This is a genomic window from Stenotrophomonas sp. STEN038 (assembly GCF_056759895.1).
Window position 1 is genome coordinate 1 of record NZ_JBRRDW010000062.1, and the last position, 22,416, is coordinate 22,416.

Annotated in this window: 22 protein-coding genes, 1 tRNA gene and 1 riboswitch; of the genes, 17 read left to right on the forward strand and 6 right to left on the reverse strand. The window is 63.8% G+C overall.

Going from position 1 to position 22,416, the window contains the following annotated elements; all coding sequences use genetic code 11:
• Nucleotides 1-77: 77 nt before the first annotated feature.
• Nucleotides 78-887, reverse strand: a complete 810-nt coding sequence (locus tag ACVOLS_RS18770; RefSeq protein WP_481546883.1) for a DUF2884 family protein — start codon at nt 885-887, stop codon at nt 78-80.
• Nucleotides 888-1,157: 270 nt separating this feature from the next.
• Nucleotides 1,158-1,374: riboswitch (cobalamin riboswitch) on the forward strand.
• Between the two features lie 271 nt (nt 1,375-1,645).
• On the opposite strand from ACVOLS_RS18770, the gene ACVOLS_RS18775 reads away from it, so the two are divergent.
• The 5 genes from ACVOLS_RS18775 to ACVOLS_RS18795 all read left to right on the forward strand — a co-directional run bounded on the left by ACVOLS_RS18775 (nt 1,646) and on the right by ACVOLS_RS18795 (nt 7,851).
• Nucleotides 1,646-3,955 (forward strand): ribonucleoside-diphosphate reductase subunit alpha, encoded by a 2,310-nt coding sequence (locus ACVOLS_RS18775; protein ID WP_481515147.1) that lies wholly within the window; start codon nt 1,646-1,648, stop codon nt 3,953-3,955.
• Nucleotides 3,956-4,126: 171 nt separating this feature from the next.
• Nucleotides 4,127-5,146, forward strand: a complete 1,020-nt coding sequence (locus ACVOLS_RS18780; RefSeq protein ID WP_481515141.1) for a ribonucleotide-diphosphate reductase subunit beta — start codon at nt 4,127-4,129, stop codon at nt 5,144-5,146.
• A gap of 235 nt (nt 5,147-5,381) precedes the next feature.
• Entirely contained in the window at nt 5,382-5,795 is a 414-nt protein-coding gene (locus tag ACVOLS_RS18785; protein ID WP_481546884.1) for an acyl-CoA thioesterase, read from the forward strand.
• 11 nt (nt 5,796-5,806) lie between these two features.
• Entirely contained in the window at nt 5,807-6,667 is an 861-nt protein-coding gene (locus ACVOLS_RS18790; RefSeq protein ID WP_481546885.1) for an NAD-dependent protein deacetylase, read from the forward strand.
• Between the two features lie 74 nt (nt 6,668-6,741).
• Entirely contained in the window at nt 6,742-7,851 is a 1,110-nt protein-coding gene (locus ACVOLS_RS18795) for an NADH:flavin oxidoreductase/NADH oxidase (RefSeq protein WP_481537829.1), read from the forward strand.
• 39 nt (nt 7,852-7,890) lie between these two features.
• Here the strand turns inward: ACVOLS_RS18795 and ACVOLS_RS18800 are convergent, their stop codons facing one another.
• Complete coding sequence (locus ACVOLS_RS18800; protein ID WP_481546886.1) at nt 7,891-8,829, reverse strand: LysR family transcriptional regulator; 939 nt, start codon at nt 8,827-8,829, stop codon at nt 7,891-7,893.
• Between the two features lie 138 nt (nt 8,830-8,967).
• On the opposite strand from ACVOLS_RS18800, the gene ACVOLS_RS18805 reads away from it, so the two are divergent.
• A complete protein-coding gene (locus ACVOLS_RS18805) occupies nt 8,968-9,231 on the forward strand; it encodes a DUF2798 domain-containing protein (RefSeq protein ID WP_481546887.1) in 264 nt (87 codons plus the stop codon).
• A 98-nt stretch (nt 9,232-9,329) separates the two neighbouring features.
• On the forward strand, nt 9,330-10,181 hold the full coding sequence (gene purU, locus ACVOLS_RS18810; RefSeq protein ID WP_481546888.1) for a formyltetrahydrofolate deformylase: 852 nt from the start codon (nt 9,330-9,332) through the stop codon (nt 10,179-10,181).
• A 28-nt stretch (nt 10,182-10,209) separates the two neighbouring features.
• Here purU and pncA read toward each other — a convergent pair whose 3' ends face one another.
• Together pncA and ACVOLS_RS18820 are read right to left on the reverse strand one after the other, a co-directional pair.
• A complete protein-coding gene (pncA, locus tag ACVOLS_RS18815; protein WP_481546889.1) occupies nt 10,210-10,830 on the reverse strand; it encodes a bifunctional nicotinamidase/pyrazinamidase in 621 nt (206 codons plus the stop codon).
• 116 nt (nt 10,831-10,946) lie between these two features.
• Entirely contained in the window at nt 10,947-11,279 is a 333-nt protein-coding gene (locus ACVOLS_RS18820) for an SMR family transporter (RefSeq protein ID WP_343229761.1), read from the reverse strand.
• A gap of 347 nt (nt 11,280-11,626) precedes the next feature.
• Between ACVOLS_RS18820 and ACVOLS_RS18825 the strand changes: the two genes are divergently transcribed.
• The 5 genes from ACVOLS_RS18825 (at nt 11,627) to ACVOLS_RS18845 (ending at nt 15,994) form a co-directional block, all read left to right on the forward strand.
• Nucleotides 11,627-11,974, forward strand: coding sequence for a DUF3307 domain-containing protein (locus tag ACVOLS_RS18825; RefSeq protein WP_481546890.1), 348 nt, complete (start codon nt 11,627-11,629; stop codon nt 11,972-11,974).
• Between the two features lie 222 nt (nt 11,975-12,196).
• A complete protein-coding gene (dusA, locus tag ACVOLS_RS18830) occupies nt 12,197-13,204 on the forward strand; it encodes a tRNA dihydrouridine(20/20a) synthase DusA (protein ID WP_481546891.1) in 1,008 nt (335 codons plus the stop codon).
• 200 nt (nt 13,205-13,404) lie between these two features.
• Nucleotides 13,405-13,788: a PepSY domain-containing protein gene (locus tag ACVOLS_RS18835; protein ID WP_481546892.1), complete on the forward strand. Its 384-nt coding sequence runs from the start codon at nt 13,405-13,407 to the stop codon at nt 13,786-13,788.
• A 73-nt stretch (nt 13,789-13,861) separates the two neighbouring features.
• A complete protein-coding gene (locus ACVOLS_RS18840) occupies nt 13,862-14,545 on the forward strand; it encodes a response regulator transcription factor (protein ID WP_057627010.1) in 684 nt (227 codons plus the stop codon).
• 21 nt (nt 14,546-14,566) lie between these two features.
• Nucleotides 14,567-15,994, forward strand: coding sequence for an ATP-binding protein (locus tag ACVOLS_RS18845; RefSeq protein WP_481546893.1), 1,428 nt, complete (start codon nt 14,567-14,569; stop codon nt 15,992-15,994).
• 220 nt (nt 15,995-16,214) lie between these two features.
• Here ACVOLS_RS18845 and ACVOLS_RS18850 read toward each other — a convergent pair whose 3' ends face one another.
• Nucleotides 16,215-16,961: a M90 family metallopeptidase gene (locus ACVOLS_RS18850; RefSeq protein WP_481546894.1), complete on the reverse strand. Its 747-nt coding sequence runs from the start codon at nt 16,959-16,961 to the stop codon at nt 16,215-16,217.
• 8 nt (nt 16,962-16,969) lie between these two features.
• On the reverse strand, nt 16,970-17,257 hold the full coding sequence (locus ACVOLS_RS18855) for a hypothetical protein (RefSeq protein WP_481546895.1): 288 nt from the start codon (nt 17,255-17,257) through the stop codon (nt 16,970-16,972).
• A gap of 125 nt (nt 17,258-17,382) precedes the next feature.
• Here ACVOLS_RS18855 and birA point away from each other — a divergent pair, with 125 nt between their 5' ends.
• From birA to ACVOLS_RS18880, 5 genes are all read left to right on the forward strand, one after another.
• A complete protein-coding gene (gene birA, locus ACVOLS_RS18860; RefSeq protein ID WP_481546896.1) occupies nt 17,383-18,348 on the forward strand; it encodes a bifunctional biotin--[acetyl-CoA-carboxylase] ligase/biotin operon repressor BirA in 966 nt (321 codons plus the stop codon).
• Entirely contained in the window at nt 18,345-19,082 is a 738-nt protein-coding gene (locus ACVOLS_RS18865) for a type III pantothenate kinase (protein ID WP_481546897.1), read from the forward strand. Before birA ends, ACVOLS_RS18865 begins: the two co-directional genes overlap by 4 nt.
• 9 nt (nt 19,083-19,091) lie before the next feature.
• Nucleotides 19,092-19,895: an SPOR domain-containing protein gene (locus tag ACVOLS_RS18870; protein ID WP_481546898.1), complete on the forward strand. Its 804-nt coding sequence runs from the start codon at nt 19,092-19,094 to the stop codon at nt 19,893-19,895.
• 105 nt (nt 19,896-20,000) lie between these two features.
• Nucleotides 20,001-20,076: transfer RNA gene (locus ACVOLS_RS18875), tRNA-Thr, on the forward strand.
• A gap of 142 nt (nt 20,077-20,218) precedes the next feature.
• Nucleotides 20,219-21,466: a tyrosine-type recombinase/integrase gene (locus ACVOLS_RS18880; RefSeq protein WP_481546899.1), complete on the forward strand. Its 1,248-nt coding sequence runs from the start codon at nt 20,219-20,221 to the stop codon at nt 21,464-21,466.
• Nucleotides 21,467-22,416 lie beyond the last annotated feature (950 nt).

A 22,416-nucleotide genomic window follows, 5' to 3' on the forward strand; every position in this document is an offset into this window, starting at 1 on the left:
TCCTCGCCGTTGGTGTGTTTGTGATTAAGCGTCACGCCGCCCGGCCCGCGCGCCCCGCCACTACAGATGAGCAGGCGCTACCGCGCAGGCTGGGGAATACGGTCGTCCTGGCGGTCATCGCTTGCCGCCATCGTCGCGCCATCGCCACTCACGCGCATCATCTGCAGTGGTTGGCCATCGAGGCGGAACTCCAGTGCCGACTGCAGCCTATCCAGCGCCTGTACCTGCGTGCACAGCGAGCGCGCGTGCTGCTCCAGGGCGGCAGCTCGACCCTCCAGACGTTGCTCCAGTTCGGCGTCGAGTTTGTCTGCGCGCGCATCCAACTTGTCCTCGCCACCGGTGAATACCGCCCACAGCATGCTGCGGGCGATGGAGCCGCTCAGGCTCTCAGCGGCATCCTGCACCCGTGCTTCGAAACCTTCATTGAACAGGTCCTGGTCCCAGCGGCCGCGGCCGATGGTCTGTTCGACAAAACGTTCGGCCTCCTTGCGCAACTTGCGCACCTTGCGGGAGTTGGCGTTGCCGGTGAGGCCTTCGTAAACCGAGTCCAACGTATCGAAGCTGATGCCAACCGACTCGGTGGCGATGCCGGTCACCGCCGGCATCAACCGGCGCACGCCATCCTCCAGCGCGCGCAGGCGTTGTGCATCCGCGGCCGATACCGTCTGCATGCGGTTGTCGATGCTCAGCTGGCCATCGTGGAACACGATCTCGCGCATCGGCAGCGTATCGCGGCGCAGCCAGATGCCGCCGCCGTCGACCAGCACGTTGTAGTCGGTGGACACGCCGCATTGGTCGGCGGACAGCTCCGGCGCCTTGGCCGTAGCGGCCTGGGCTGCCAGCGGCAGCAGCAGGGCCAGCGAAGTGGCAATGGGTAGCAGGCGCATGGCGGCGAGCTCGTGGCGGGAGGATGCGGCCAGCTTGGCCGCTCGCGGCAAGGGCTGCGCCGGCCGGAAGTCACGTCCGGAAATTTCATCAGAAATTTACGTAGTCAAGACAGGTGGTTTCCCTACAAAAAAGCTCTGCAAAAGGCTTGACTGCGCACTCCGTTCCAGCAGGTTGCAGTGTCCGGCCCGGGCGGCAGACAGTCCAAGCCTTGTGCCGCAAGGCTTGGCAAAGAAATACTAGATTTGGTGTTGACCCTGTCATACACCCCCACTATCTTGTGCTCCGTCGGTTCTGGCGGGATTTTCCGTCGGATTAATAGGGAAGCTGGTGATGCCTTCAAGGCTAGTCCGGCACTGCCCCGCAGCGGTAATTGGGAACGACCCCGCCAACAGCACTGAGGCAGCAGCCTTGGGAAGCGGCGGAGTAGGAGAAGGCCCCCGCCTTCCTGCCCATGAGTCCGAAGACCTGCCGACAGCCACGCGATGCACACCGCGTGGTGCCGGCTGCGGTGTCTTCGAGGGGAAGACGGCTGGTGACGTGGTGCCGTGGCTGCTGCCGACTCTTGGTCGTGCGCTGTCGCGGCTGCTGCGACGCCGTCCTTCCATGCTCGCTGCTCCGTACCGGCTCTGCTTCCTGCGCGGGCAGGAGCTGCGTGCATAACGTTTGCAAGGACACCATCGTCGTGACTGCCACTCATACTGACGTCGCTCCGGCTGAAGCCGGTTTTGAACTGACCCCGCCGCCGACCGCCACCGCCATGAGCGTGACCAAGCGCAATGGCAGCACCGAGCCGGTAGACCTCAACAAGATCGTCCGTGCCATCCAGCGCTGCTGCGAAGGCCTGCATGCGGTGGACCCGATGCGGGTGGCCACGCGCACCATCTCCGGCCTGTACAACGGCGCCAGCACCCAGGAACTGGACGAGCTGTCGATCCGTACCGCCGCCCTGCTGATCGGCGAAGAACCCGAGTACGGCCGCCTGGCCGCACGCCTGCTGGCCAACTTCATCGGCAAGGAAGTCTCCGGCCAGGAAATCCACGCGTTCTCGCAGTCGGTTGGTCGTGGCCACGAAGTGGGCCTGATCAACGACCGCCTGCTCAACTTCGTGCAGGTCAACGCACGCAAGCTCAACGACGCGATCGATCCGGGCTACGACCTGAACTTCGATTACTTCGGCCTGCGCACGATGTATGACCGCTACCTGCTGCGGCATCCGCATTCGCGCAAGGTCATCGAAACCCCGCAGCAGTTCTTCCTGCGCATCGCCAGCGCGCTGAGCGAGGACGTGCCCGAAGCACTGGCGCTGTACCAGCGCCTGGGCAGCCTGGACTACCTGCCGTCCAGCCCGACCCTGTTCAACGCCGGCACCAGCCACGAGCAGCTGTCCTCGTGCTTCCTGCTGGACTCACCGCAGGATTCGCTGGAATCCATCTACGACCGCTATGCGGACATCGCCCAGCTGTCCAAGTTCAGCGGCGGCATCGGCGTCAGCTATACCCGCGTGCGTTCGCGTGGCTCGCTGATCAAGTCCACCAACGGCCACTCCAACGGCATCGTGCCGTGGCTGAAGACGCTGGATTCCTCGGTGGCTGCGGTCAACCAGGGCGGCAAGCGCAAGGGCGCGGCCTGCGTCTACCTGGAAACCTGGCATGCCGACATCGAGGACTTCCTCGAACTGCGCGACAACGCCGGTGATGATTCGCGCCGCACGCATAATCTCAACCTGGCCAACTGGGTGCCGGACCTGTTCATGCAGCGCGTCGAGGCCGACCAGGAATGGTCGCTGTTCGATCCGCGCGTGGTGCCGGAGCTGACCGATCTGTTCGGGCCGGCCTTCGAGCAGGCTTATGTGCAGGCGGAAACCCAGGGCAAGGCACGCAAGACCGTGTCGGCACGCAAGCTGTACTCGCGGATGATGCGCACCCTGGCCGAGACCGGCAACGGCTGGATGACGTTCAAGGACAAGTGCAACCTGGCCAGCAACCAGACCCTGCGCGCCGGCAATGTGATCCACCTGTCCAACCTGTGCACCGAGATCCTGGAGATCACCTCCAACGACGAGACCGCAGTCTGCAACCTGGGCTCGATCAACCTCGGCAACCACCTCGACGCACATGGCGATTTCGATTTCGAGAAGCTCGCCGAGACCGTGCGCCTGGCCGTGCGTCAGCTCGACCGCGTCATCGACCTGAACTTCTACCCGATCGAAACCGCGCGCCGCGGCAACCTGCGCTGGCGCCCGGTCGGCCTGGGCTGCATGGGCCTGCAGGACGTGTTCTTCCGCAAGCGCATGGCCTTCGACTCCGCCGAAGCACGCGCGCTGTCGACCAAGATTGCCGAGGCCATCTATTTCCACGCGCTGGAAGTGTCCTGCGAACTGGCCCAGGAACGCGGCAAGCACCCCTCGTTCAACGACACCCGCGCCGCCCACGGCGAGCTGCAGTTCGATGCATGGAACGTGGTGCCGGACGACGTCGAGCGTTGGGACGCACTGCGCGAGCGCATCAAGCAGCACGGCCTGCGCAACTCGCTGATCATCGCGATCGCGCCGACCGCGACCATCGCTTCCATCGCCGGTTGCTACGAGTGCGTCGAGCCGCAGGTGTCCAACCTGTTCAAGCGCGAGACCCTGTCCGGCGACTTCCTGCAGATCAACCGTCACCTGGTTGCCGAGCTGAAGCAGCTGGGCCTGTGGACGCCGGAAGTGCGCGATGCGATCAAGCTGGCCGACGGTTCCATCCAGAGCCTGCCGCAGATACCGGAAACCCTGCGCCACATCTACCGCACCGCATGGGAACTGCCGATGCGTTCGCTGATCGACATGGCCGCCGCGCGCGGTGCCTATATCGACCAGTCGGCTTCGCTCAACCTGTTCATGGAAAGCCCGAACATCGGCGCGATGTCGTCCATGTACATGTACGCCTGGAAGCAGGGCATCAAGACCACGTATTACCTGCGTTCGCGTCCGGCCACCAAGATCGCCAAGACCACGGTCAGCAGCTACACCCCGGTGGAAGCCGTGGCCTGCTCGCTGGAAAACCCGGAAGCCTGCGAAGCCTGCCAGTAAGCACTGCATAAGCCCCTCTCCCGCAAGCGGGAGAGGGGTTGGGGTGAGGGTGCTCTTAAAAGCACGTAGCGCCAACCCCCAGGAACCAACCCAATCCGCCCCTTCGGGGCATCCCCGCCTTCGCGGGGACAGGCCCTTCTCCCGCAGGGAGAAGGGAAAGGAGAAACCCCCATGTCCAATGAATCCCGTCAAATGCTGCTCGATCCCGGTTTCGAGCTGACCCTGCGTCCGATGCGTTACCCGGACTTCTACGAGATGTACCGCAACGCCATCAAGAACACCTGGACGGTGGAGGAGATCAATTTCCAGATCGACATCACCGACCTGCACCAGAAGATGTCGCCGGCCGACCAGCACCTGATCCACCGCCTGGTCGCGTTCTTCGCCACCGGCGACTCGATCGTGTCGAACAACCTGGTGCTGAACCTGTACCAGCACCTCAATGCGCCGGAAGCGCGCATGTACCTGTCGCGCCAGCTGTACGAAGAAGCGCTGCACGTGCAGTTCTACCTGACCCTGCTGGACAACTACCTGCCGGATCCGGAAGAGCGCTTCAAGGCCTTCGCCGCGGTGGAGAACATCGACTCGATCAAGAAGAAGGCCGCGTTCTGCTTCAAGTGGATCGACGCGCTGCAGGAAACCAAGCGTCTGGAAACCCGCGACGATCGCCGCCAGTTCCTGCTCAACCAGATCTGCTTCGCCGCCTGCATCGAAGGTCTGTTCTTCTTTGCTGCCTTCGCCTATGTGTACTACTTCCGTTCGCGTGGCCTGCTGCCGGGTCTGGCCTCGGGCACCAACTGGGTATTCCGCGACGAGAGCTGCCACATGGAGTTCGCGTTCGAGTGCGTGCGCAAGATCCGCGCCGAAGAACCCGACCTGTTCGACGCGAAGATGGAGCAGGAGGTCTACCAGATGCTGGAAGAGGCCATCGAGTGCGAAGTGCAGTTCGCCGAAGACGTGCTGTCCGGTGGCGTTGCTGGCATCTCCACCCGCGACATGCGTGAGTACTTGCAGCACTGCGCCGACAACCATTTCCTGAAGCTGGGCATGGCCAAGAAGTACAACGTGCGCAACCCGCTGCCGTTCATGGAACTGCAGGATGTGCAGGAACTGACCAACTTCTTCGAGCGCCGCGCTTCTGCGTACCAGGTGGGCGTGCAGGGTGAAGTCGCGTTCGATATGGCGTTCTGATCGACGCCCTCCCTTGCGCGAAGCGCAGGGGAGGGTTGGGGAGGGGTGCTTTGGGCTTTACACGTAGCGCTCGATTGCAGCTTTTTGTGGGAACCACCGGCAACGGCAACGGCAACAGCAAAGGCACCCCTCCCCAGCCCTCCCCTCGGCTGCGCCGAAGGGAGGGGGAAGAGCGCTCACCGGCTGCACAGCTTCGCGGGCGTATCATCGGCGCCAACTTACAGGTGATGCCTCCATGACGCCCATCGTCGAAACCAATCCGCCGGTCGAAGTCCGCATGGCGGAGATCGTGTTCCCCAACCACACCAACCATATGGGCACGCTGTTCGGCGGCCAGGCATTGGCGTGGATGGACAAGGCGGCCTTTCTCGCCGCTGCCCGTTACTCGCGTTGCACCGTGGTCACCGCACGCTCGGACCAGGTCGATTTCAAGCTGCCGATCCGCATCGGGCAGATGGTGGAAACCATCGGCCGGGTGGTCAAGGTTGGTCGCAGCTCGATGCATGTGGAAGTCGAACTGATCGCCGAAGACCTGCACAACGGCGAACGCGCGCTCTGCACCAAGGGCACGTTCGTGATGATCGCGCTGGATGGCGAAGGTCATCCGACCACCGTGCCGACGCTGCCGACGCTGCCGACGCAGGCCTGAGCTGCACGGCGATGACCACTTCATCGGCACAGACCGGGCGCTTGTCGCCGGCGGTGATCACCGAACTGCCGCAGTTCATTGCCGGCCACCGGCGCCTGTTTGTAGTCACTGGCGCCGGTTGCAGCACGGATTCCGGTATTCCCGACTACCGCGACAGCGATGGCCAATGGAAGCGCACGCCGCCGGTGACCTACCAGGCCTTCATGGGCGAGGAGGCGACGCGCAGGCGCTACTGGGCGCGCAGCCTGCTGGGCTGGCCGCGCTTTGGCCAGGCCCTGCCGAATGGCACGCACCATGCGCTGGCGGCGCTGGAAGCCGATGGTCGCATCGAGCTGCTGCTGACCCAGAACGTGGACTGCCTGCACCAGGCTGCCGGCAGCCAGACCGTGATCGACCTGCATGGCCGTCTGGATCAGGTGCGTTGCATGGGCTGTGAAGCACGCAGCTCGCGTGAGTTGCTGCAGCAACGCCTGCTGGATGCCAACCCGGGCTGGGACGTGCTGGAGGCTGGCATCGCGCCCGATGGTGACGCCGATATCGAGGCTGATTTCTCTTCGTTCGATGTGCCTGCCTGCGAGGCATGTGGTGGCGTACTGAAGCCGGACGTGGTGTTCTTCGGTGAGAACGTGCCGCGTGAGCGCGTCTCGGCGGTGCACGAGCACCTGCAGCGTTCCGACGCGGTGCTGGTACTGGGTTCGTCACTGATGGTGTATTCCGGTTTCCGCTTCGTCGATGCCGCCGCCAAGGCCGGCTTACCGATAGCTGCCGTCAATCTCGGCCGTACCCGCGCCGATCACCTGCTGTCGCTGAAGGTGGAAATGCCCTGCGCGCAGGCACTTGCGTTCCTGTTGGACGGCATCAAGACGCAGTGATCCATCTCGCCGGTTGAATCAGCGGCCGCTGCGGCGTGCAATGGGTGCCCCCACTGTTGATGGACGTCCCCCACGTGAGTCAGCTTTTCTCACCGTTGTCGCTAGGCCCGCTTTCCCTTTCCAACCGCATCGTCATCGCGCCCATGTGCCAGTACTCGGCGCAGGATGGGCAGGCCACCGATTGGCACACGATCCATCTGGGCCAGCTGGCGCAGTCCGGTGCCGGTCTGTTGATCATCGAAGCCACTGCGGTCGAGCCACGTGCACGTATCAGCTGGGCCGATCTGGGTTTGTGGGATGACGCTACCGAGGCTGCGCTCGGCAAGGTGCTGGCATCGACGCGGCGCTGGTCGAGCATGCCGATCGGCGTGCAGTTGGCGCATGCTGGGCGCAAGGCGTCCACTGCAAGGCCCTGGGATGGCGGTAGCGCGATCGCGCCGGAACAGGAGCACGGCTGGCAGGTGCTGGCACCGTCGGCATTGCCGTTCAAGGCTGGTGATCCCACCCCGGAAGCATTGGATGACGCCGGCATCGAAGCCGTAGTCGAAGACTTTGTTGCTGCCGCCAAGCGCGCAGTGCGGCTTGGTCTGGAGCTGATCGAACTGCATGCCGCGCACGGCTACCTGCTGCACCAGTTCCTCTCGCCGTTGAGCAACCAGCGCGATGATGCCTATGGCGGCTCGCTGGAAAACCGCATGCGCCTGCTGCTGCGGGTATTCGATGCGGTGCGTGCGGTGGTGCCGGCCAATGTGGCCTTGGGCGTGCGCATCTCCGCCACCGATTGGGTGGAAGGCGGTTGGGATGTCACCCAGAGCATCGTGCTGGCCAAGGCGCTGGAGGCACGTGGCAATGATTTCCTGCACGTCTCCAGTGGCGGGCTGGACCCACGCCAGCAGATTCCGGTCGGCCCCGGCTACCAGCTGCCGCAGGCCGCTGCGATCAAGGCCGAGATCGGCACGCCGGTGATCGCGGTGGGCCTGATCACCGAGCCTGCGCATGCCGAAGAGATTCTGGTTGAAGGCAAGGCCGACGCGATTGGTATCGCCCGCGGCATTCTGTACGACCCGCGCTGGCCGTGGCATGCAGCCGCGGCGCTGGGTGCGCAGGTGACGGTTGCGCCGCAGTATCTGCGCAGCGAGCCGCATGCAGCGCGTGGGCTGTTCAAACTGGCCGAACAAGGCTGAGCAGGAAGCAGGGCGCCAGCGGCATACAGCCGCTGACGCTCAGGCGTGGTCGATGTCGATGCGCCAGGCCGGCGGCAGGGCATCGAGGATGTGCTGCAGCAGCGAGCGCACTTTCGGGGTCAGGTCGCGGCGGTCGCTGACGCACAGGAACAGGCGCATCGGCTCCGGTGAAGCCCGCGCATCGCTGCTGGACTCATCCTGGAACAAGGCCTGCAGTTCGCCGCGGGCCAGATAGGGCGCGGCGACAAAGGCTGCCAGCCGGGTGATGCCGCCGCCGCGTGCCGCCATCGCTGCCAGTGCATCGATGTCGTCGCTGACCAGTGCCGGCTGCACTTCGGCATCAAAGCGCAGGCCATCGCGGACGAAGCCCCAGCGCAGATAGCGTCCATCCAGCGGATAGCGGAACAGCAGGCAGCGATGCTCGCGCAGGTCTTCGGGGCTGCGTGGTGTGCCGGCTATCGCCAGATAGGCCGGTGCCGCACAGAACACGAACGGTATCTGCGCGATTGGGCGTGCCACCAGGCCCTCTTCCAGCTGCGGCTCGATGCGGATGCTGACATCCACGTTTTCATGGCCGTGGTCGACGCTGCGATCGGCCAGCAGCAACTCCATTTCCAAACGTGGGTAGCGCTGCTGCAAGGCCGGCAGCAGCGGTGCCAGCACATACCGGCCAAATGCGACGCTGCTGGCGATGCGCAGTGGCCCGGCAGGCTGCGCATCGGGATCGGTGACCGCAGCCTGGGCGCGCTGCAGGTCGCGTTCGATATGCCGTACCTGGGCAAGGTAGACGGCGCCGCGCTCGGTCAGGGCCAGCTGGCGGGTGGTGCGGTTGAACAGACGCACGCCCAGATGGGCTTCCAGACGGGCGATGTTCTGGCCCACCGCCGCCGCGCTGATGCCCAGGGTGCGTGCGGCAGCGGCAAGGCTGCCGGCGTCGGCGGTGCGGATGAAACTGCGGATCGAATGGAGAATGTTCATGCCGGGTGGCATTTTCCGGGAGGATTACAAAGTAAATCTTTATAAAGCGCCAAGCCCGCGCGATCTAGCCGTCTTCCGAGCCGCTGACTATCGTGCCCGGCCCGCAGCCCTGATTGCTGCCTGCCTGGATCCCGCTGGATGCTCGACCCCCGTCCCATCGCCCTTGCCCGCTGGAAGTTGCAACCGCGTGCCACCCCGATAGTCTTTGCCTTCTTCATGGCCTCGATCATGGCCATGCTGATGTGCCTGGTGATCACCGCCGCCAATGCCGGCATTGATGGCCAGTTCCCGGTGCGGGTGTTGTCGGCTTATTGCCTGGCGATGCCGACCGCCTTTTGCTGCGTGCTGGTGGTGCGGCCGTTGGTGATGCGGCTGGTGGCGCTGACCGTGCATCCGCACTGAGCTGGCGGATGGGCAAACCGTGTCAGCTGCAACTGTCTTTGCTGGGAATCCACTGGAACGGTTACTTTCCACGACCCCACTGATAAATGTTGTTGGCCATGCGTCCTGATTTCATCCTCACCCTTTCCTGCCCCGACCGCACCGGTATTGTTTACCGCGTGTCCGGCCTGCTGTTCGAGGCGGGCTGCAACATCCTTGATGCGCAGCAGTTCGGTGACGATGAGAGCGGCCGCTTCTTCCTGCGTGTGCATTTCGACATGAGCACCAGCGGGGATGAGCCGGTGGTGCGTGCCAGGTTGCAGGGCCTGGGCGAAGCGTTCGCGATGCAGTGGGAGCTGCATGATGCGCGTCGCCGCGCGCGCCTGCTGGTGCTGGTCAGCAAGCAGGGCCATTGCCTCAACGATCTGTTGTTCCGTACCCATAGCCGCCAGCTGAAGGTGGATATCGCAGCGGTCGCCTCCAACCACAACGACTTCGCTGGGCTGGCCGGTTCCTACAATGTGCCGTTCCATCACCTGCCAGTGAGCGCCGAGAACCGCGAGCAGCAGGAACAACAGATCATCGACCTGGTCGAGCGCGAACGCATCGATCTGGTGGTGCTGGCGCGTTACATGCAGATCCTGTCGCCGCGGCTATGCCAGGCGCTGTCGGGCCGCGCGATCAACATCCATCACAGCTTCCTGCCCAGCTTCAAGGGCGCACAGCCGTACCACCAGGCGCATGCGCGCGGGGTCAAGATCATTGGCGCGACCGCGCATTACGTGACCTCGGACCTGGACGAAGGCCCGATCATCGAGCAGGACGTTGCGCGGGTGGATCACGCGATGACGCCGCGTGATCTGGTGCAGCTGGGCAGTGACACCGAGTCGCAGGTGCTTGCGCGCGCGGTGCGCCGCCACGTCGAGCATCGCATCCTGCTCAATGGCCACCGCACGGTGGTGTTCCGCTGATCAGTCGAGCCGGATCAGCAGATCTGGTTTAGTCGATATGAATCCCGCATTCGTTCAAGGCGATGCGGGTGGCGGCATCGTTGGCTGCCGACACTGGACGGGTCAGCTCCCACAGGAAGCGCACGGCAAAACCGCTGATCGCAGCATCCTGCGCACTCCACAGCACGCAGTAGTCACGCGCCAGTCCGCAGACATGGACTTCGCGGATGCCGCGTTCGTGCAGCCAGCCCGCCAGTCCGGTGGGCGCGCGGGACGCCTGCGGACCGATGTTCTCGCGGAATGCGCTGTACGAATCCACGTCGCGCTGGGTGCCTTTGCGCAGGATCAGGTCGGCATGTTTCCAGTCCACGCGCGCATCCAGGCTGGCACCTGCGCTGCCCTGCACGCAGTGGTCCGGCCACAGCGTTTGTGGCTGGCCGTGCAGTTGGATGGAGTCGAAGGGTTTGTGCCCGACGTGCTGGCTGGCGAACGAGGCATGATCGGCCGGATGCCAGTCCTGGGTCGCAACCACGGTCTGATATTCACGCGCATCCAGCAGCGCAGCGATGGCGGGCACGATGGCATCGCCGTGCTGGCAGGGCAGGGCACCGCCGGGCATGAAATCCGGTTGTAGATCGATAACCAGCAGCGCAACGTCTGTTCCGTACATCGACAACTTCCTGGCGCGGGGGCCAATAGTTTAAGCCAGCGCCGATCGCAACAAGGTAGTGCCGAGCCATGCTCGGCAGGGGCCTTACCAGCGATCACCGCCGGAGCCATGCCCGCTCAATGCGCCGACGAGCGCGAGAACAGGTTGATCACCAGCACCCCGGCGCAGATCAGGCCAATGCCGACGATGGCGGCCGCATCAAGCTTCTGTTTGAACACGAACAACCCGATCAACGAGATCAGCACGATGCCGACACCGGACCAGATCGCATAGGCGATACCGGTGGGTATCGTCCTCATCACCAGCGCCAGCAACCAGAAGCACACGCTGTAACCGGCCAGGGCACCAACGGTTGGCCATAGCCGGCTCATGCCATCAGAAGCCTTGAGCAGGGAGGTGGCGAGCACTTCCAGGGCGATGGCGCAGGCCAGCAGGGCATAGGCGTTCATGACGGTGCTCGAATAGGGGGCCGCCAATTCTAGCGGCGCTGTTCTTACGGCACCGATCTAGACTGGACCCGCCATATCGACCAAGGTCCGGATGGCAGGCGCCAGGACAACGAGTACAGGGGACGAGCAAGTAGCCAGGCAGCGGGAGCACTGCCGAGTCGGCTAGCAGCGCGCACACAGGGGGCGTGCCGCCAGGCTGCTCTGGTGGCGACCGCGGGCGGGCCATCGCTTGCACGCCGGGTTTGCATGTCGCCGGATGTAACTTCCCCGGAAGTTTGTGCAGCACAGATCGCGCCGGTGCCCCAAGTGATGCCAGACTCCGATCCACGTCCCAACGCAAACCCTAGATGACCTACTATACGCTGCTACAGATGTTTGGGTTGTTGATCTTTGCCCATGCCGTGGCCGACTACCCTTTGCAAGGTGAGTTTCTGTCGCGGGCCAAGAACCGGCATGCGCCGGTGCCCGATGTGCCCTGGTACCAGGCACTGGCCGCGCATGGCGTGATCCACGGCGGCGCGGTGGGCTGGATCACCGGCAGCATCGTGCTTGCGGTGCTGGAAACCCTGAGCCACATGCTGATAGATGACCTCAAGTGTGGCCATCGCATCAGTTACAACCTGGACCAGGCCCTGCACGTGGCCTGCAAGGTGCTGTGGCTGGCGTTGTTGTTGCTGATGCCGGATCTGCCCTGATCAAGGCCCCGGTGTTTGCCTTGGGCAGTCCTGGTCCAGATGGATCAGGGCTGCCTGTCTGAGCTTCCGTGCTGCTGTGATCCGCCCGCTTTTGGAGCCGCTTGCAGCCAAGCGGCCGCACACAAACCCGGTCGCAAGCTGAAAGCCAGCGCCGATATGCCAGCGTGAAGGCGGGACTTGGGCGAAAATGGCCGATCCACGCATCACAAGACCCCGCGCTGCATGCCATCCCTGCCTCAAAACTCCCGCTACGCCGACTCCCTGCGCCTGTCCGTTGCCCCGATGATGGATTGGACCGACAGGCATTGCCGGGTGTTCCACCGGCTGCTGGCGCCGGGTGCGCGGCTGTATACCGAGATGGTGCATGCCAATGCGGTGATCCATGGCGACCGCGAGCGGCTGATCGGCTTCAATCCGGTCGAGCAACCGCTGGCCCTGCAGCTGGGTGGCAGCGATCCCGATGCGTTGGCCCAAGCCGCGCGTATTGCTGCCGACTGGGGCTATGACGAGGTCAATCTCAACTGTGGCTGCCCGTCCGATCGGGTCCAGGCCGGGCGTTTTGGCGCCTGCTTGATGCGCGAACCTGAATTGGTTGCTGAATGCGTCGCGGCGATGGTGGCGGCGGTGGATATCCCGATCACCGTGAAATGCCGCCTGGGCGTGGACGAGGACAAGGACTATGAGGTTTTTGCCGCTTTTGTGGACCGGCAGGTACAGGCCGGCGCGGCGATGGTGGTGGTGCACGCCCGCAATGCGTGGCTCAAGGGCCTGTCGCCCAAGGAGAACCGCGAGATTCCGCCGCTGCGTTATGAATGGGCCTACCAGCTCAAGCGTGAGCGCCCGGCGCTGCCGCTGGTGATCAATGGCGGCATCGCCACGGTCGAGGCCGCGCAGCAGCACATGCAGCACCTGGACGGGGTAATGCTCGGCCGTGCTGCCTACCACGACCCCTATGTGCTGCATGCGCTGGACTGTGCCCAGACCGGCCAGCCGCTGCGCGGGCGCGAGGAACTGCTGGTCGCGCTGCGTCCCTATGTGGAAGCGCAGCTGGCCGCCGGCCTGGCACTGAAGCACATCACCCGCCACGTGCTCGGCCTGTTCCATGGGCAGCCGGGTGGGCGTGGCTTCCGTCAGGTGCTTAGCGAAGGCGCACACCGACCCGGCGCTGACTGGGCCTTGGTCGAACAGGCGTTGCAGGTCACCCGCAGGCAGGCAGAGCGGGTCGCCTGAGCCGGCGGGTTGGGCGGGGGAAGGGCTCTTTGTCCGGTCAGCTTGCTGAACGAGTGCGCGGGACGGGCGGACGGGTTCAGATCGGATTCACCCCTAAAAATCAAGAATTTGGCTCAATTTCGTAAGCCCCGTGGAAAATCCTCCAAGGCCGTGGTTTACGAATTTTGAACGTTGCCTCGCCGTCCGCTAGGATCTGTCCCATGCATTCGCTTTCCCGTCGTCGTCTGCTGGTCACCCTGATTGCCACGTTGGTCGTGGCCGGTCCGGGCGTGGTCGTGGCGTCGGCGCAGCAGCCGCAGCAGTCGCGGGGCGACAGCGCCCGTGTCGCTACCGCTGAGGGCGGTGCACGCGTGGCCCGCCAGGGCAATGACCGCTCGTTGTCCGACGCCGTACGGCGCGTGCAACGCGAGACCGGTGGGCGCATTCTTGGGGCCGAGCGCGTGCCGTATGACGGCCGTGACATCAATCGTGTCAAATACATGGATGACCGTGGGCGCGTACGCTACATGGACGACCCTGCGCCTTCACGAGACCACCCGCGCGAGCAGCGGGCGGAGCTGCCACCACGCGGCGATAACTCCTGAACAGCGATAGTGGTTGTGGTTTTTGAATACACACGCTGGCCGTAAGGTCGGCCCAAAGTACTAGGGAGAGTTCATGCGTATCCTTCTGGTTGAAGACGAAGCCCCGCTGCGGGAAACCCTTGCGGCACGCCTCAAGCGCGAAGGTTTCGCCGTGGATGCCGCTCAGGATGGCGAAGAAGGCCTGTATATGGGCCGCGAAGTGCCGTTCGACGTGGGCATCATCGATCTGGGCCTGCCCAAGATGTCGGGCATGGAGCTGATCCGCGCGCTGCGTGACGAGGGCAAGAAATTCCCGGTGCTGATCCTGACCGCACGTTCCAGCTGGCAGGACAAGGTCGAGGGCCTGAAGCAGGGCGCCGACGACTACCTGGTCAAGCCGTTCCACGTCGAAGAGCTGCTGGCTCGCGTCAACGCGCTGCTGCGCCGCGCCGCTGGCTGGTCCAAGCCGACCCTGGAATGTGGCCCGGTGGCGCTGGATCTGGCCGCCCAGACGGTGAGCGTGGCCGGCAGCAATGTCGACCTGACCAGCTACGAGTACAAGGTGCTGGAGTACCTGATGATGCATGCCGGTGAGTTGGTCTCCAAGGCCGACCTGACCGAGCACATCTACCAGCAGGACTTCGACCGCGACTCCAACGTGCTCGAAGTGTTCATTGGCCGCCTGCGCAAGAAGCTCGATCCGGATGGCGAATTGAAGCCGATCGAAACCGTGCGTGGCCGCGGGTACCGTTTCGCGATTCCGCGCAACGAGGGCTGAGCCCCGTAGGGGCATAGCGTCATGACGGGCCGTCAGTGGCTATTGAAGCGTTGGCGGCCCCGCTCTTTGCAGGCCCGCCAGCTGCTGGCTGCCTCGGTGGGTCTTGTGGCCTTCCTGGCCTTGGCCGGTTACGCGCTGGATGCGGCCTTCGGCCAGACCGCGCGTGACAACCTCAGCGAGCGTCTGAAGAACTATGCCACCGCCTATGCCGGTGGCATCGATTTCACCCGTGATGGCTCGCTGTACATCCGCGAACAGCCACCGGATCCGCGTTTTGATTTCCCCGGCAGCGGCCTGTACCTACAGGTCGTCATGCCCGGCCATGTAGCGAACTCGATGTCGGCCGAAGGCCCGATGCTGCCGGACGTGAGTGAGCGCACGCTCAAGCCGCGCGAGGAAGTGTTCGAAGGCCCCTTGCCCATCACCCAGATCGACGGCACGCCCGGCGAGGTCTATCGCTATGGCATGGGCCTGGTGTGGGGCGGTGATGGCGCGCCGGAATCCGAATTTCCGTACACCATCTATGTGCTTGAGGACTCCCGCGCGCTGGGCATGCAGCTGCGCAGTTTCCGTGCGGCGGTGTGGTTCTGGCTGGGCGTTACCGGCCTGATCCTGCTGTTGCTGCAGACGCTGGTGCTGCAGTGGAGCCTGCGGCCACTGAAGCGCGTGATCAACGAGTTGACCCGCGTGCAGCGCGGTGAACGCGAGCGCATGAGTGAGCTGCATCCGCGCGAGCTGGAGCCGCTGACCGAAAGCATCAACGCCTTCATCGAAAGCGAGCGCGAGAACCTGGAGCGCCAGCGCAACACCCTGGCCGATCTCGCGCACAGCCTGAAGACGCCGTTGGCTGTGCTGCGTACCCAGTTGGAAAGCGGCACCAGCAACGAGGCCGATCTGCGCGAGGAAGTCGGCGTGCAGTTGCAGCGCATGAACAACCTGGTGTCCTACCAGCTGGCGCGTGCGGCATCGTCCGGGCACAAGCTGTTCTCCGCACCGGTGCCGATCGAGACCACGGCGGAAGAAATCGTGCGTGGGCTTGAAAAGGTCTACGCCGCCAAGGGCGTGTTCTGCGAGTTCGAGGTAACGCCGGGGGTGAACTTCTACGGCGAGCCTGGTGATCTGCAGGAGCTGCTGGGCAACCTGCTGGAAAATGCCTTCAAGTGGGCCAACCGCCGCGTCCTGCTGACGGCCAAGCCGATCACCGCAGGCAACGGCAAGCGCGCTGGTCTGGTGCTGGCAGTGGATGATGATGGTCCGGGTATCGCCGAGGACAATATCGCCAAGGTGCTGCAACGAGGCGTGCGTGGCGATGAGCGCGTGCAGGGCCATGGCATCGGTCTGTCGATCGTGCAGGATCTGATCAAGGCCTATCGCGGCGAACTGCAGGTCAAGCGTTCCGAAGAACTGGGCGGTGCCCGTTTTGAAGTGACCTTGCCGCCGGGGATCTGATTCCGCGTCGGGTCAGGGCTTCAGCAGGCGGTCTGCCTGTGCTCCGCGCTGTGTGCGCGAGGAGCCAAAGCCAAAACCAAAGCCAAAGTCAAAAGCGAACCCCTCCCCAACCCTCCCCTTGGCTGCGCCAAAGGGAGGGGGCGAAGCTTGCTCCCTCCCTTGCGCACGCAGTGCGTAGGGGAGGGCTGGGGAGGGGTTGGCTTTTGATCTTGCCTCAGCGCTACTGCAGCCCAGCCTCAACCGGCCCATAAAACCGTCGCAGATGCGCGGCCACCGCCGGCATCGTCTCCGCCAGCAGTTCGGGCGCGGAGAAGTGGTACTCGCTGACCACCGCGAAGAACTCCTCCGGTGCTTCCGCCGCGTAGGGATCAATCACGGTCTCAACATCCGCATCGACCTGTGCGCAGAACGCGTCATAGGCCTGCTGGAAATCCCGCGCCCATTGCCGTTGCCAGTCGCGCGGCAGCGGCGGCGTGCCATCGATGGCGCCATCCAGTGCATCGATCTTGTGTGCCATCTCATGCACCGCCACGCAGAAGCCGGCCTGCGGATCGGCGATGTCAGCCTGCACATCGGCCCACGACAGGATCAGCGGGCCGCTGCCCCAGGCCTCGCCGATCAGTTCGTCATCCCACTCATGCAATACCCCGGCCGCATCGGTATGACTCTGGCGCACGCGGAACGCATCCGGGTACACCACCAGCTCCGACCAGCCATGCAGGCCTTCACGGCCGAACTCGATCAGCGGCAGGCAGCACAGGGCGGCCAGCACCATGCGCTGGCCGTCGTCCAGCTCCAGCCCGGCAACCGGGGTGATGGTCTTGCGCTGCAGGAACAGCTCCACCAACGCCCGCAGCTTGCGCTCGCGCTCGGCAGACAAGCCGGACAACCACAGGCATTGCTGGCAGGTCTGCTGCCAGAGCGTGTCATCAAGTGGAGGCGGTGTGCGCTGCCACCAGCGCAACAACGACTGGATCAGCGGAACATCCCGGGCAGCAGGCGATGCCAGCGCGGTGCACGCAGGCGCGGCAGCAGATCATCGTCGCTGCCACCACCGGCGGCACGCGGGGTAACGGTCTTGGCCGGGGCCGGCGTTGCCGGCGGGGCGTTGGCGATGCCAACGGCGGCAGCCGGGGCGGCTACCCGCTCCACTTCGGCTGGCGCGTAGCTGCACGCACTTTGGCCAGCGCCGCCGAGCGCATCCGAAGCCTGCGCTGCAACTGGCGCCAGCAACAGGATCAGGCAATGAGCGAGGTGGCGCATCGTCAACATCCAAAGGCGGGCTAATTCCCGATTCTAGCCTGCTTTTTCTCCGGAAAAGGGGAGTGGCGCTGGGCGCCCTCCGGGGCTTGCCGCATAATTTCCCGGTCTGTTGTGAGGAAGCTGCTGTGGATGACCGCCAATTGCTGGCCAAGCTGGGGGCCGGAGCGTTGTCCGGCGATACGCTGGCGCGTGAGCTTGGGCTGACCCGGGCGGCCGTCTGGAAGCGTATTCAAGGGCTTCGCGCCGCTGGCGTGATGGTCGAGGGGCGCGCTGGCGACGGTTATCGGCTGGCCCAGCCGGTTGAATTGCTGGACCCGGCACAGATCCGCGCCGGCCTGCCAGCGGCGGTGCTGCCACATCTGTCCGAGCTGGAAATAGCTTGGACATTGAGCTCAACCAACACGGAATTGCTGCAACGCAGCGCGCCTGAGCGCGGAACCGCGGTGCTGCTGGCCGAGCGCCAGACCGGCGGCCGCGGTCGCCGTGGTCGCCATTGGGCCTCGCCGCTGGCCGCGCATGTCTATCTTTCACTGTCGCGCGGCTTTGGTGGCGGCCTGTCGCGGATGGGCGGGCTGAGCCTGGCGGTCGGGGTCGCGGTGGTCGAAGCCCTGCACGGACTGGGTTTCCGCAACGCCGGCTTGAAGTGGCCCAACGATGTGGTCGTGGACGGGCACAAGCTCGGTGGCCTGTTGGTGGAAGGCGGCGGCGAATTTTCGGGGCCGGCGCGGGCGGTGATCGGGCTGGGCTTGAACGTACGCATGCCGCAGGCCAGCGCCGCCGACATCACCCAACCGTGGACCGATCTGGATACGCTGGCCGGTGCCGAGGTGTCGCGTAATGCCGTGGTGGCGGCTTTGCTGGCGTCCCTGCTGCCCGCGCTGGAACAATTCGAGCAGTACGGCCTGGCCCCGTTCCTGCCGCGCTATGCGGGCGTGGATGTGTTGCAGGGCCGTGCAGTGCGAGTGGAAGAAGCCGGCGTGCTGCACGATGGCGTGGCCTGCGGGCTCGCTGAGGACGGCGCATTGCGGGTGAATATTGCTGGGCGGGAAACCTGTTTCCATGCCGGCGAAGTCAGCGTGAGGGCGGCATGAGCGATTGGTTGTTTGACCTGGGTAACTCGCGTTTCAAGTTCGCTCCATTGCAGGGCGATCGCGCTGGCAGCGTGCAGGCCTGGGCGCATGGCGCCGAGGCGATCACCGCCAGCGCGTTGGAAGCCCTGCCGCAAGGCGATACCGCCTGGGTGGCAAGCGTTGCCTCGGCGACCTTGACCGACGAAGTCATGCAGATCCTGCAGGCTCGCTTCACCAAGGTGCAGGTGGCAAAAACCCTGCCGCAGTGTGCGGGCGTAACCGTGGCCTATGCACGCCCGGAGAAGTTCGGCGTGGATCGCTTCCTCGGCTTGCTGGCGGTGGCACCAGCGCAGAAGTCGGTGCTGGTGGTCGGCGTCGGCACCGCGCTTACCATCGACCTGATCGATGCTGATGGCCTGCATCGTGGCGGCCGCATCGGCGCTTCGCCAACGGTGATGCGCGAAGCCCTGCATGCGCGCGCTGTGCAGTTGCCCGCCACTGGCGGCGACTACGCCGAGTTCGCCAACGACACCGCTGATGCGTTGGCTTCCGGCTGCGATGGCGCTGCGGTGGCCCTGGTCGAACGCAGCCTGCGCCAGGCGCAGCTGTTGCTTGGCAGCGAGCCGGCACTTGTAGTGCATGGCGGCGGCGCATTGCCGTTGCTGCCGCTGTTGCCTGACGCCGACTACCGGCCGGCATTGGTGCTGGATGGTCTGGCGCGCTGGGCAGTTCACCACGGCGCGTGCGCCCGGTAGGATCACCGCATGCTGACCCGTCTCCTTATCGTCCTGCTGGCCATCCTCAATGTTGGCGTCGCGCTGTGGTGGATGGCGCCGCGCGCTGAACCGGTCGCCGCTGCGGCACGTCCGGAACCGGGCGTTGCCAGCCTGGAAGTGCTGCCTTCGCCTGCTGCGGGTAGCGCCAATACGGCTGCACCGGCTGTCGCCGAGGCCGCGCCAGCAGTGGCGCCCGATGCTGCTGCACTCACCCCAGTGCCAGCTGCAGACGTCGCTGCCAAGCCTGCGGAAGTGCCGCCAGTTGCCACTGCAGCAGTAGAAACCAAGCCCAGTGAAGCAACGCCCGCCGAGGTGAAACCACCTGCCGTCGTTCAATGCGCCAGCCTTGGCCCCTACGCTACCCAAGCGCAGGCACAGGCGGCGCTGACCGCGCTGGGTGCCGATGCGGCACGCCCGCGCCTGCGTGAAGTGCCCGGCAAGGCAGCCAGCAGCTATCGGGTGCTGATCGCTCCGGCCGCCTCACGCGAGGAAGCCCAGGCGACCGCCAAGCGCATCGTCGAGGCCGGTTTCAGCGATTACTTCGTTGTCTCCCAGGGGGAGGAAACCAATGCCGTCGCGCTGGGCCAGTACCGCAACCGCGAAGGTGCCGAGCGCCGCCTGGCCAGCCTGACCGCCGCCGGCTTCCCGGCCAAACTGGCCACCAGCGGCACCGAAATTGCCCCCAGTTGGTGGGTGGACGCAGCCACCGTCGGCGCAGCCACCCCGGCCAGCTTGAAGCAGCGTGCAGCCGCCACCCAACAACAGTCGTTGGATTGCGCGCGTCTGCGGTAGAATGGCGCGCCCCGCCACGGCGGGGATCGGGAAGCACCGGTGTCTACTGGGCTTTCCCCAGGCTGCAGCGTTACCATCGCGCAACCGCAGCACGTAACACGCCTTGCCGCTTTAGCTCAGTTGGTAGAGCAACTGTCTTGTAAACAGTAGGTCATCCGTTCGATTCGGATAAGCGGCACCATCGCCTGATCCTATGGCGTCCAGGTAAGTCCAGAATTCATACTAAGCCCGCAGAAATGCGGGCTTTTTTGTGCGCTTTGGTCCGAGCTTGTCCACGTACATCCAAGAGCTTTGGGGGTACAAGTGGGGGTACATTTCGGAAAATGGAGTTCAGCAAGGAGGATGTACCCCCAATGGGTGCTAAGCAATTGACAGATATGGCCGCGCGCAACGCGAAGGCAAAGGACAAGCCCTACAAGCTGGCGGCAGGGGCAGGCCTCTACCTGCACGTGATGCCGAACGGGGCCAGGTACTGGCGGATGAAGTACCGCTGGGATGGTAAGGAGAAACTACTGGCGATCGGGGTGTACCCCGAGGTTTCGTTGAAGGAAGCTGGAGAAGCCCGGGATGAGGCTAGGGCGAAGCTTCGTGCGGGACGTGATCCTTCCGAGCACAAACAATTGAGCAAGCTCACGTCCAAGCTGTCAGTGGATACCCGCTTCCAGGCGATAGCCATGGAATGGCTCGAGTCCCGGGGGGACTTGGCGCAGTCAACGCGGGAGAAGGCAGCATGGATGCTTGAGACCTATGCCTTTCCTTGGTTGGGCAAGAGACAGATCAACGAGATTGGCACTGCTGAGGTATTGGCGGTGCTGCGCAGATTAGAGGCTCAGGAAAAGATCGAGTCTACGCAACGTCTACGCCAGATCTGTGGGCAGGTCTTTCGCTACGCCGTGGCCACCGGAAGGTTGGATCGTGACCCGACCAGTGCTCTTCGTGGTGCTTTGAAGACGGCGAAGAATAGGCACTACGCGTCAATAACCGATCCGGCGAAGGTTGGTGAGCTGATGCGAGCAATTGATGGGTACACGGGGCAGCTCGTCACGCAGTGTGCGCTCCGCTTTGCTCCCCTGGTCTTCACTCGTCCGGGGGAGCTGCGTAAGGCGGAATGGGAGGAGTTCGATCTTGCTGCGAAGCAATGGAACATCCCTGGAGCGAAAATGAAGATGGGGGTAGCTCACGTTGTTCCGCTTTCCAACCAGGCAGTTGCAGTACTTGAGGAACTGCGACCGGTCACAGGGAATGGGCGCTACGTGTTTCCGTCCGTTCGGAGTTCAAGGGATCCAATGAGCGAGAACACCGTCAATGCAGCTCTTCGTCGCCTGGGCTATGGGACTGACGACATGACCGGGCATGGCTTCCGAAGCATGGCTTCCACATTGCTGCACGAGATGGGATGGACATCCGATGCAATCGAAAGACAGCTTGCCCACTCTGAAAGAAATCCGATTAAAGCGGCTTACAACCGGGCGGAGCATTTGCCGGAGCGCAGGAAGATGATGCAGGCGTGGGCAGACTACCTGGATAAGCTGAAGGGGAAGGGTCAGCCGCACCTAAAGTTGGTGGGCTGACTCTCCGCTTTTATGTCTTAGATTGCCCTGCGCGGCTGCTGTCGCGCAGGGGCGTGTAGCTCAAGCCTCAACAAGCCTGCGTACGTATCCGAGTGCGACATCTCGCTTTTGCGAGAGGATGACTATTCATGCGAATCGTGGTGCACGATTAAATACGCAGCACTGCGATGCAGTACAAAATCAGATAAATGCCTGATCCAGTGCGAGCTACGAGGCGGCCGACCTACAATCGGCGGAGGGTGCTTCCACGAATGCTCCCCCCCCCTCGTCATTCTTCATCCATGAGGATGTCATAAGAAATGGAGGGGATTTCAGTCCCCCTAGAGCAATTCAATGCACTAACAATGGAGCACATTAGCTATTCATCCCTGCTGGACCCTCTGCTCGGAGCAAGTTGCATTCTGGGGCTACGAGCGTCGGCTGCTGGCCGCACGACGCCATGACCCAGAGCGGACATCTAAGCCACTAAAGCAGAGGTGTTCGAGTTGACTGATCTGTTAGACGCGAGGTTATGAGCGCAAAGGTACAAGTGATCTACGAACCTGTACCTGCTTCAGTCCGTTTTCGTCGAGAAATTCTCGTACACCTTGTTCCAACAAGTCATCGCTCTCTGGACCAAGCACTACTTCAGCGATTTCCAATGGGAAGTCACGATGATCGGATGGGAGAATCTGCGTTGAAGGAATGTAAGGAATGAGTCTGCCGCGCGCAGCTCGAAAAGAGCGTTGGGGGCTTTTTTGTCCGAGATCTTCAAAGAGCTCAGGCATGTCAATGAACGTGAGTCGATACTCGTTTTCGGCTCGGAAGGCTGGATCTTTGAAGAGAGTGGCAAGTTCAACTGGAGTTCCCAGGATTTAGTGGACACCTGACCGAGGGTGGCGATGCGCTGCCTCGAACTCGTCAGGACTGACCCCGCCTAGATGGCTGTGGCGGCGTGTTGGATTGTAAAA

Excerpts from the sequence above, each read along its gene's own strand:
- ACVOLS_RS18770 (WP_481546883.1), bottom strand. The coding sequence starts at position 887 with ATGCGCCTGCTACCCATTGCCACTTCGCTGGCCCTGCTGCTGCCGCTG.
- ACVOLS_RS18775 (WP_481515147.1), top strand. The coding sequence starts at position 1,646 with ATGAGCGTGACCAAGCGCAATGGCAGCACCGAGCCGGTAGACCTCAAC.
- ACVOLS_RS18780 (WP_481515141.1), top strand. The coding sequence starts at position 4,127 with ATGTCCAATGAATCCCGTCAAATGCTGCTCGATCCCGGTTTCGAGCTG.
- ACVOLS_RS18785 (WP_481546884.1), top strand. The coding sequence starts at position 5,382 with ATGACGCCCATCGTCGAAACCAATCCGCCGGTCGAAGTCCGCATGGCG.
- ACVOLS_RS18790 (WP_481546885.1), top strand. The coding sequence starts at position 5,807 with ATGACCACTTCATCGGCACAGACCGGGCGCTTGTCGCCGGCGGTGATC.
- ACVOLS_RS18800 (WP_481546886.1), bottom strand. The coding sequence starts at position 8,829 with ATGAACATTCTCCATTCGATCCGCAGTTTCATCCGCACCGCCGACGCC.
- ACVOLS_RS18805 (WP_481546887.1), top strand. The coding sequence starts at position 8,968 with ATGCTCGACCCCCGTCCCATCGCCCTTGCCCGCTGGAAGTTGCAACCG.
- purU (WP_481546888.1), top strand. The coding sequence starts at position 9,330 with ATGCGTCCTGATTTCATCCTCACCCTTTCCTGCCCCGACCGCACCGGT.
- pncA (WP_481546889.1), bottom strand. The coding sequence starts at position 10,830 with ATGTACGGAACAGACGTTGCGCTGCTGGTTATCGATCTACAACCGGAT.
- ACVOLS_RS18820 (WP_343229761.1), bottom strand. The coding sequence starts at position 11,279 with ATGAACGCCTATGCCCTGCTGGCCTGCGCCATCGCCCTGGAAGTGCTC.
- ACVOLS_RS18825 (WP_481546890.1), top strand. The coding sequence starts at position 11,627 with ATGACCTACTATACGCTGCTACAGATGTTTGGGTTGTTGATCTTTGCC.
- dusA (WP_481546891.1), top strand. The coding sequence starts at position 12,197 with ATGCCATCCCTGCCTCAAAACTCCCGCTACGCCGACTCCCTGCGCCTG.
- ACVOLS_RS18835 (WP_481546892.1), top strand. The coding sequence starts at position 13,405 with ATGCATTCGCTTTCCCGTCGTCGTCTGCTGGTCACCCTGATTGCCACG.
- ACVOLS_RS18840 (WP_057627010.1), top strand. The coding sequence starts at position 13,862 with ATGCGTATCCTTCTGGTTGAAGACGAAGCCCCGCTGCGGGAAACCCTT.
- ACVOLS_RS18845 (WP_481546893.1), top strand. The coding sequence starts at position 14,567 with ATGACGGGCCGTCAGTGGCTATTGAAGCGTTGGCGGCCCCGCTCTTTG.
- ACVOLS_RS18855 (WP_481546895.1), bottom strand. The coding sequence starts at position 17,257 with ATGCGCCACCTCGCTCATTGCCTGATCCTGTTGCTGGCGCCAGTTGCA.
- ACVOLS_RS18865 (WP_481546897.1), top strand. The coding sequence starts at position 18,345 with ATGAGCGATTGGTTGTTTGACCTGGGTAACTCGCGTTTCAAGTTCGCT.
- ACVOLS_RS18870 (WP_481546898.1), top strand. The coding sequence starts at position 19,092 with ATGCTGACCCGTCTCCTTATCGTCCTGCTGGCCATCCTCAATGTTGGC.
- ACVOLS_RS18880 (WP_481546899.1), top strand. The coding sequence starts at position 20,219 with ATGGAGTTCAGCAAGGAGGATGTACCCCCAATGGGTGCTAAGCAATTG.